2 rRNA genes are annotated in these 5,559 nt (G+C 51.5%); both read right to left on the bottom strand.

Features of this window, described 5'->3' with window-relative positions:
• Positions 1-53 precede the first annotated feature (53 nt).
• Positions 54-3,137, bottom strand: a 23S ribosomal RNA gene (locus ACN084_RS08580).
• A 343-nt stretch (positions 3,138-3,480) separates the two neighbouring features.
• Positions 3,481-5,007: ribosomal RNA gene (locus ACN084_RS08585) — 16S ribosomal RNA — on the bottom strand.
• Together the 16S and 23S rRNA genes form the textbook arrangement of a ribosomal RNA operon.
• Between the last annotated feature and the right edge of the window lie 552 nt (positions 5,008-5,559).

A 5,559-nucleotide genomic window follows, 5' to 3' on the forward strand; every position in this document is an offset into this window, starting at 1 on the left:
TTTGTTATTAGAAAACCGTACAGTGGACACAAACACAAAAACAAAGCCAAAATAAACATAAGCCTTCGGTCTATTAGTACCAGTCAACTCCACAAGTCTCACGTCCTTGCTTCCATACCCGGCCTATCAACCCCATCATCTATAGGGAACCTCACACCCACAAAGGGCAAGGAAATCTCATCTCAAAACAGGCTTCCCGCTTAGATGCCTTCAGCGGTTATCCCTCCCGAACGTAGCCAATCAGCCATGCACCTGGCGGTACAACTGACATACCAGAGGTTCGTCCGTCCCGGTCCTCTCGTACTAAGGACAGCCTTTCTCAAATTTCCAACGCACGCAGCGGATAGGGACCGAACTGTCTCACGACGTTCTGAACCCAGCTCGCGTACCGCTTTAATGGGCGAACAGCCCAACCCTTGGGACCAACTCCAGCCCCAGGATGCGACGAGCCGACATCGAGGTGCCAAACCATGCCGTCGATATGGACTCTTGGGCAAGATCAGCCTGTTATCCCCGAGGTACCTTTTATCCGTTGAGCGACGGCCGTTCCACAACGTACCGCCGGATCACTAGTCCCGACTTTCGTCCCTGCTCGACCTGCCAGTCTCACAGTCAAGCTCCCTTGTGCACTTACACTCAACACCTGATTGCCAACCAGGCTGAGGGAACCTTTGGGCGCCTCCGTTACACTTTAGGAGGCAACCGCCCCAGTTAAACTACCCATCAGGCACTGTCCCTGAACCAGATCATGGCCCGAAGTTAGACATCCAATATGACCAGAGTGGTATTTCAACAACGACTCCACCATAACTAGCGTCACGGCTTCAACATCTCCCACCTATCCTACACAAGCCACACCGAACATCAATACCAAACTATAGTAAAGGTCACGGGGTCTTTCCGTCCTGCTGCGCGAAACGAGCATCTTTACTCGTACTGCAATTTCGCCGAGTTCATGGTTGAGACAGTAGGGAAGTCGTTACTCCATTCGTGCAGGTCGGAACTTACCCGACAAGGAATTTCGCTACCTTAGGATGGTTATAGTTACCACCGCCGTTTACTGGGGCTTAAATTCTCAGCTTCGCCCAAAAGAGCTAACCAATCCTCTTAACCTTCCAGCACCGGGCAGGAGTCAGTCCGTATACATCGTCTTACGACTTCGCACGGACCTGTGTTTTTGATAAACAGTCGCTTCCCCCTGGTCTCTGCGACCCATACACGCTCCCCACCGCAAGGGCAGTTCACGCTCAAGGTCCCCCTTCTCCCGAAGTTACGGGGGCATTTTGCCGAGTTCCTTAACCATGATTCTCTCGATCGCCTTAGTATTCTCTACCTGATCACCTGTGTCGGTTTAGGGTACGGGCAACTAGAACCTCACGCCGATGCTTTTCTCGGCAGCATAGGATCACCAAATCCTCCACAAAGGAGTCCCATCACGTCTCAGGCCAACACCAGCGCATTTAACAACTGGATACCCTACACGCTTAGACCACGACAACCACCGCGTGGCTTGGCTACCTTCCTGCGTCACACCTGTTAATACGTTTACCTCCAAGGATAGGACCCTACAACCAACCAGCACACCAACAAAAAATGAAAGCACACCAGCATCGCATAGTTAGCATCACCCATTCAGTATTGACGGTTCTTCGTCGGTACGGGAATATCAACCCGTTATCCATCGACTACGCCTGTCGGCCTCGCCTTAGGCCCCGACTAACCCAGGGCAGATTAGCTTGACCCTGGAACCCTTGATCATCCGGCGCACGGGTTTCTCACCCGTGATTCGCTACTCATGCCTGCATTCTCACTCGCATACCCTCCACCACAGTTCACACCGCAGCTTCACCGAATACACGACGCTCCCCTACCCAACAAGAAAAATCTCATTGCCACAACTTCGGTGGTGTACTTGAGCCCCGCTACATTATCGGCGCAGAATCACTTGACCAGTGAGCTATTACGCACTCTTTCAAGGATGGCTGCTTCTAAGCCAACCTCCTGGTTGTCTAAGCAACTCCACATCCTTTCCCACTTAGTACACGCTTAGGGACCTTAATTGATGGTCTGGGCTGTTTCCCTCTCGACAATGAAGCTTATCCCCCACTGTCTCACTGCCGCGCTCTCACTTACCAGCATTCGGAGTTTGGCTGACGTCAGTAACCAATACGGCCCATCGGCCAACCAGTAGCTCTACCTCTGATAAGAAACACACGACGCTGCACCTAAATGCATTTCGGGGAGAACCAGCTATCACAGAGTTTGATTGGCCTTTCACCCCTATCCACAGCTCATCCCCTCCATTTTCAACTGAAGTGGGTTCGGTCCTCCACGACGTCTTACCGTCGCTTCAACCTGGCCATGGATAGATCACTCCGCTTCGGGTCTAGATCCTGCCACTCAAACGCCCTATTCAGACTCGCTTTCGCTACGGCTACCCCACACGGGTTAACCTCGCGACAGAACACTAACTCGCAGGCTCATTCTTCAAAAGGCACGCTGTCACCCCAAAAGGCTCCAACGGCTTGTAAGCACACGGTTTCAGGTACTATTTCACTCCCCTCCCGGGGTACTTTTCACCATTCCCTCACGGTACTGATTCACTATCGGTCATCAGGAAGTATTTAGACTTACCAGGTGGTCCTGGCAGATTCACACGAGATTCCACGAGCCCCGTGCTACTCGGGAAAACAAACGCCCGGCGTGTCAAATTTCGGTTACGGGACTCTCACCCTCTACGGCAGCCCATCCCAAGGCCTTCACCTACCCAACACGACATCAAGCCAGTAGCCAGTTAGAACTACCACGCTGCTCCCACAACCCCCATGATGCAACCCCTAACCGGTATCACACACCACAGGTTTAGTCTCATCCGCTTTCGCTCGCCACTACTCACAGAATCATTATTTATTTTCTCTTCCAGCAGGTACTGAGATGTTTCACTTCCCCGCGTTCCCCCCAACCAGCCTATACATTCAACTGGTGGTAACAAGCCTTACAACTTGCTGGGTTTCCCCATTCGGAAATCCTCGAATCAACGTCCTGTTATCGACTCCCCGAGGCTTATCGCAGATTCACACGTCCTTCATCGGCTCCTGATGCCAAGGCATCCACCGTGTGCCCTTAATGACTTACGACACACAAAATAATCAAAGATTATTTCAAAAATAACTAAGTTTTCTTACAAATCAAAGAAACACATCCAAACAAAAAAATCATTCAAACAGTTTCCAGAAGATGCTCGCGTCCACTATACAGTTCTCAAACAACAACCCAACTACCAACAAACACCACCACACAAAGCAGCAGCACCCACCAGCACCAGGCAAAACGAGAATCACAAACCAAAGCCTGCAACCTCAAAACCCAACAATGCGCCCTCTACCATCCAAAAACCACAACCAACATTCCACCCATGAGCAAACCCAGTGTCCAACACTCGTGAACAAACCAGGCCAACCAAAAGATTGAGCTCCTTAGAAAGGAGGTGATCCAGCCGCACCTTCCGGTACGGCTACCTTGTTACGACTTAGTCCCAATCGCCAATCCCACCTTCGACGGCTCCCCCCAAAAAGGTTAGGCCACCGGCTTCGGGTGTTACCAACTTTCGTGACTTGACGGGCGGTGTGTACAAGGCCCGGGAACGTATTCACCGCAGCGTTGCTGATCTGCGATTACTAGCGACTCCGACTTCATGGGGTCGAGTTGCAGACCCCAATCCGAACTGAGACCGGCTTTTTGGGATTAGCTCAACCTCACAGTATCGCAACCCATTGTACCGGCCATTGTAGCATGCGTGAAGCCCAAGACATAAGGGGCATGATGATTTGACGTCATCCCCACCTTCCTCCGAGTTGACCCCGGCAGTCTCCTATGAGTCCCCACCATAACGTGCTGGCAACATAGAACGAGGGTTGCGCTCGTTGCGGGACTTAACCCAACATCTCACGACACGAGCTGACGACAACCATGCACCACCTGTACACCAGCCCCGAAGGGAAAAACCATCTCTGATCCGATCCAGTGTATGTCAAGCCTTGGTAAGGTTCTTCGCGTTGCATCGAATTAATCCGCATGCTCCGCCGCTTGTGCGGGCCCCCGTCAATTCCTTTGAGTTTTAGCCTTGCGGCCGTACTCCCCAGGCGGGGCACTTAATGCGTTAGCTACGGCGCGGAAAACGTGGAATGTCCCCCACACCTAGTGCCCAACGTTTACGGCATGGACTACCAGGGTATCTAATCCTGTTCGCTCCCCATGCTTTCGCTTCTCAGCGTCAGTTACAGCCCAGAGACCTGCCTTCGCCATCGGTGTTCCTCCTGATATCTGCGCATTTCACCGCTACACCAGGAATTCCAGTCTCCCCTACTGCACTCTAGTCTGCCCGTACCCACTGCAATACCGGAGTTAAGCCCCGGTCTTTCACAGCAGACGCGACAAACCGCCTACAAGCTCTTTACGCCCAATAATTCCGGACAACGCTCGCGCCCTACGTATTACCGCGGCTGCTGGCACGTAGTTAGCCGGCGCTTCTTCTGCAGGTACCGTCACTTTCGCTTCTCCCCTGCTGAAAGAGGTTTACAACCCGAAGGCCGTCATCCCTCACGCGGCGTCGCTGCATCAGGCTTGCGCCCATTGTGCAATATTCCCCACTGCTGCCTCCCGTAGGAGTCTGGGCCGTGTCTCAGTCCCAGTGTGGCCGGTCACCCTCTCAGGCCGGCTACCCGTCGTCGCCTTGGTGAGCCATTACCTCACCAACAAGCTGATAGGCCGTGAGCCCATCTAAAACCAGTACAAACCCTTTCCACCAAACTTCATGCGAAGAATGGTCGTATCCAGTATTAGACCCAGTTTCCCAGGCTTATCCCAGAGTCAAAGGCAGGTTACTCACGTATTACTCACCCGTTCGCCACTAATCCACTCCAGCAAGCTGGAGCTTCATCGTTCGACTTGCATGTGTTAAGCACGCCGCCAGCGTTCGTCCTGAGCCAGGATCAAACTCTCCGTTAGAAAACAAAAGACATTTGAAAACCTGATCTCAAAATAAAAAACAAAACAACAACCTCAAACGCCACACGGGGTACGGTGACTCGGTCATCATTTCAATGCTGTCATTCTGAAACCAAAAAGGTTATATCAAAATAAAATATATAAAAATTTGGTATCAGTTGTAGTCACACACCACCACACTCACGTGATGATGCTATGAACAATAAAAAGCACACTATTGAGTTCTCAAGCAACAAACCACACGCAACCACACCAAGAAAAAACAATCCCAGTGACAACCACGCCGGTCAATCTCATTTTTCAGCCACCCACCAAAGCAGGCAACCAGATAACCTTACCAGCAATCCCCCGCAACATGCAACACCAAAACAAGTGAAACACACCACACAGCAAACCAGAAACAACCCACCAACCAGAAAAACCCAGCCAACAAACCATCCCCAGAAAACCAAGGAAAACCACTCATAAAATTATCAAAAACATCATCTGACAAGGAGCGATAAACACTCACACGCCCTGACGACTCGTACTACTCTACACCCACCCAAAACA

This window comes from Rothia sp. P7208, assembly GCF_048512915.1.
Taxonomy (GTDB): Bacteria; Actinomycetota; Actinomycetes; order Actinomycetales; family Micrococcaceae; genus Rothia.